This window comes from Boseongicola sp., assembly GCF_057460485.1.
In genome coordinates, this window is record NZ_JBVCWP010000399.1 from 1 (window position 1) to 3,014 (window position 3,014).

Genomic DNA, 3,014 nt, shown 5'->3' on the forward strand with positions numbered 1-3,014 from the left:
AAATACTGGACGATTCTTGGCTTTGCGCTGTTCATCTATGTTACGAGCCAGACGATCCCCTTTTCGACGGTCTTCCATAAGCTTGAATTTCGGGGCAACGACGACTTCATGCGGCTTTTGTCGGTTCGCTCCTGGCTGGCTGGCCAATCTTGGTTCGACATGACGCAATACCAATTCGTCCCTCCGGATGGCCTCTCCTTGCACTGGTCGCGCTATGTCGATCTAGGTATCGGAGCGCTTCAGCGCACCTTGGCCCTAGTCATGCCCGACGCCCTCGCCGAGCGCTGGAGCATCGTATTGTGGCCAGCGCTGCTCTTTACGGTTTTCCTGACGTTGACGGGGCGGTTAAGCCAAAAGCTTTTCAGTCTCCAGGCGGCCAGTTTTTCTCTCATGCCGGTAGCGATGGTGCCGTACTTCCATAGTGGGTATTTCCAGATCGGGCGGATTGACCATCACAATGTGCAGATGCTCTGCATGATGGTGTTAGTCTACGCGGTTGCGCGCAACGAACGGCCCCTCGCTGGTGGTATCCTTGCTGGTGTCGTTGCCGCCTTCTCACTTGCGGTGGGGCTCGAAAGCCTGCTCTTTGTTGCGACCGCGGGTGTTACGCTGGTCATTCTGTTCCTGCTCTTTGGTCAAGCCGAAAAGGTCAGGCTTCTGGGCTACGGGCTAGGGCTGGGCCTTGCCGCACCGGTGTTCTTTGCGGGCCAGACCGCCCCCGCCGATTGGGGCATGGCCTATTGCGACAAGCTGTCGCCGCCCATTCTTTGGGTAACGACTGTGGCGCTGTGTTTCTCGGTGCTTGTTTACATCGGCACGTTGCGTTCGGCCACGCCCGTCCGCCGCGCGCTTACAGTCTTGCCTCTCGGCATGGCGGCGCTAGCGATTCTCTGGCCGCAAATCACGTTCTGTGCCAGCGGCCCCTACAATGTTCTGCCAGAAGACCTGCGCGACACCGCCCTGGCAGCCATCTCAGAGACGCAGTCGAGCTTCTCGGTGATCTATAATGCGCCCGAGAAATTCTTTCTGCAGACTTTTCCCGCGCTGAGCGTCATCCTGGCAGCAGGCTATGCCCTGATCCGCCGCGCTGGGATCGCGAGCAATCCCGATGTCTGGCGAAGCGCGGCGGTGCTGTTGACATTTCTGTCCCTGTCCTTCGCGGGCATGTTCTATCAGGTACGTCTTGCCGTGGCCGTCTACGCAGTGCAACCGCTGGTCTTCGGATTTGCCATGGCAGCGCTTGTAAACCGTACAGAGGTGGGTTGGCCACTATGGCACAAGATCGTTCTGACCATGGCCTTTGTCGGTACGGTCTTCGTTCTTCCGCTCGGAGTCGTGACGAAATATGGCGGCGCGAAACTGTCCGCGATAGCTGCCGGCCGTGAGACGGTCAGCACTCCACGCCGCTCGCTGTTGGACAGGCCATGCCGAGACTCCGACGCACTTAAGTCCCTCAACGCGTTGCCGCCCGCGCGCATCCTTTCTTCGGTAAACCTTGGTCCGATTCTGGCCGCTACCACGCATCACTTTCCGCTCTCAGCGCCCTACCACCGCAGCGTGGAGGCCATGCGCAATGGGTTCCAGATAATCTCCGCACCAGAGAAGTCATTCCTTGAATCAGTTCCGCAGACCGGCGCGGAATATCTGCTGGTGTGCAAGGACTCGGCCTACGCGCCGGACGCGATCGCCACGAAACTCGCTGCGGGTGAAACCCGGGACTGGGCCGAGCCAGTCGATCTGGGGCAGAGCCCGCTGCGGCTCTTCCGCCTGAACCTTCCGCAAGAGGTCACCAAGTGACAGGCTTCCGCCGCCCATCGGTGCAATGGGATTTTCTGCGCTTCCTCGCCGTGGGGGGCGGGTTTTCGCTGGGCTATTCGGCTTTGGCCGCGTTCATGGTCGGGCCAATGGGCCTGCCGCCCTACTGGACGAGCCTTGCGCTCTTTATGTCTTGTGTACCGCTGGCTTATCTCGCGCATAAGTATTTCAGCTTTGGCGCAAAGTCGGCGCGCAGGGGTGGTTTTGTGATCTACTCGGCCTCCCAGATCTCGTCCTTCGCACTTGTCTCGGCGCTCACCACGCGATTTGTCACCGGTGTCTATCTGTTGGATACTGGCATTTATATCTGTACAGTCGGTGGCGCAGCGGTTCTGACATTTTTGGTGGCCAAGGCCTTTGTCTTCAGAGCGTCGGACGCAGCGACGCAAGGAAATGAAGCTTCCGGCCAAAAAAAACGCTAAGCGGGAAGGCATAAAGAGGCACATCGGTGTCGAAGACATCTACCTCGAGCCCGCTCTTTTCGAACCAGCCCATCCACGCGGCTTGAGAGGCGTAATTGTACGGCAGCACAACCCCGTGCGGCGCATTGCCAACCCAATCCATCGCCCGCAAGGTGGCACGGTCCAGCGCGTTTTCGCTCAGATGATCCTTTATGATCACAGCTTTTCGCGCCACGCGGGCGGCATCGGCAATCAGCGCGCCGGGATTGTCTGTGTGATGCAGGACATCCACAAAGGTTACCACATCGACGCTGTTGTCCTGCATCGGAATTCGCATGCCGTCAAACAGCGTCACCGGAATGTGTGTCTCGGGCCGGAGCTTGATGTCTATGCCTTCGATCCGGGCGCCTTGGCTTTGCGCGCCGATCATCTTGGCGATCTGACCATCACCCGTGCCCACGTCCAGCACATGCGCCTCTGGAGGCACCAACGCACCCAGCTTTTCCACAAGCACCCTGACGCGTCGGTTAAAGACGAATTTCTCGTGAACCTTGCCGATCACAGATTTCATGACTGCGCTTTGCCTTCTTATTACCTGTAACCCCTTCCATACATATATTGGGTAATCGCTGGGGGCAAATGCATCGTGTCTGACGTCAGCGCCTATGCGAAAGATGGCCTTAGTTGCATGGATGCCAGGTTATCTCGCGAACGCATTAGAGCGGTGTTTCAAGAAATTTTTCATCGACCATGCGCATCGGGTCAGGTTTGAAGGCTACCTCCCCTTTTGGTTCAAAG

3 protein-coding genes are annotated in these 3,014 nt (G+C 58.1%); 2 read left to right on the forward strand and 1 reads right to left on the reverse strand.

Features of this window, described 5'->3' with window-relative positions; all coding sequences use genetic code 11:
- Positions 1-1,797, forward strand: a 1,797-nt coding sequence (locus AC221Y_RS22730) for a hypothetical protein (protein WP_486708567.1), incomplete at its 5' end; no start/stop codon positions are given.
- Entirely contained in the window at positions 1,794-2,237 is a 444-nt protein-coding gene (locus AC221Y_RS22735) for a GtrA domain-containing protein (RefSeq protein ID WP_486708568.1), read from the forward strand. The genes AC221Y_RS22730 and AC221Y_RS22735, both read left to right, overlap by 4 nt.
- Here AC221Y_RS22735 and AC221Y_RS22740 read toward each other — a convergent pair.
- Positions 2,179-2,787, reverse strand: coding sequence for a class I SAM-dependent methyltransferase (locus AC221Y_RS22740; protein WP_486708569.1), 609 nt, complete (start codon positions 2,785-2,787; stop codon positions 2,179-2,181). The genes AC221Y_RS22735 and AC221Y_RS22740 overlap by 59 nt on opposite strands.
- Between the last annotated feature and the right edge of the window lie 227 nt (positions 2,788-3,014).

Bases quoted from the DNA above. Each gene is read 5' to 3' on its own strand.
- AC221Y_RS22740 (WP_486708569.1), bottom strand. From the start codon at position 2,787: ATGAAATCTGTGATCGGCAAGGTTCACGAGAAATTCGTCTTTAACCGA.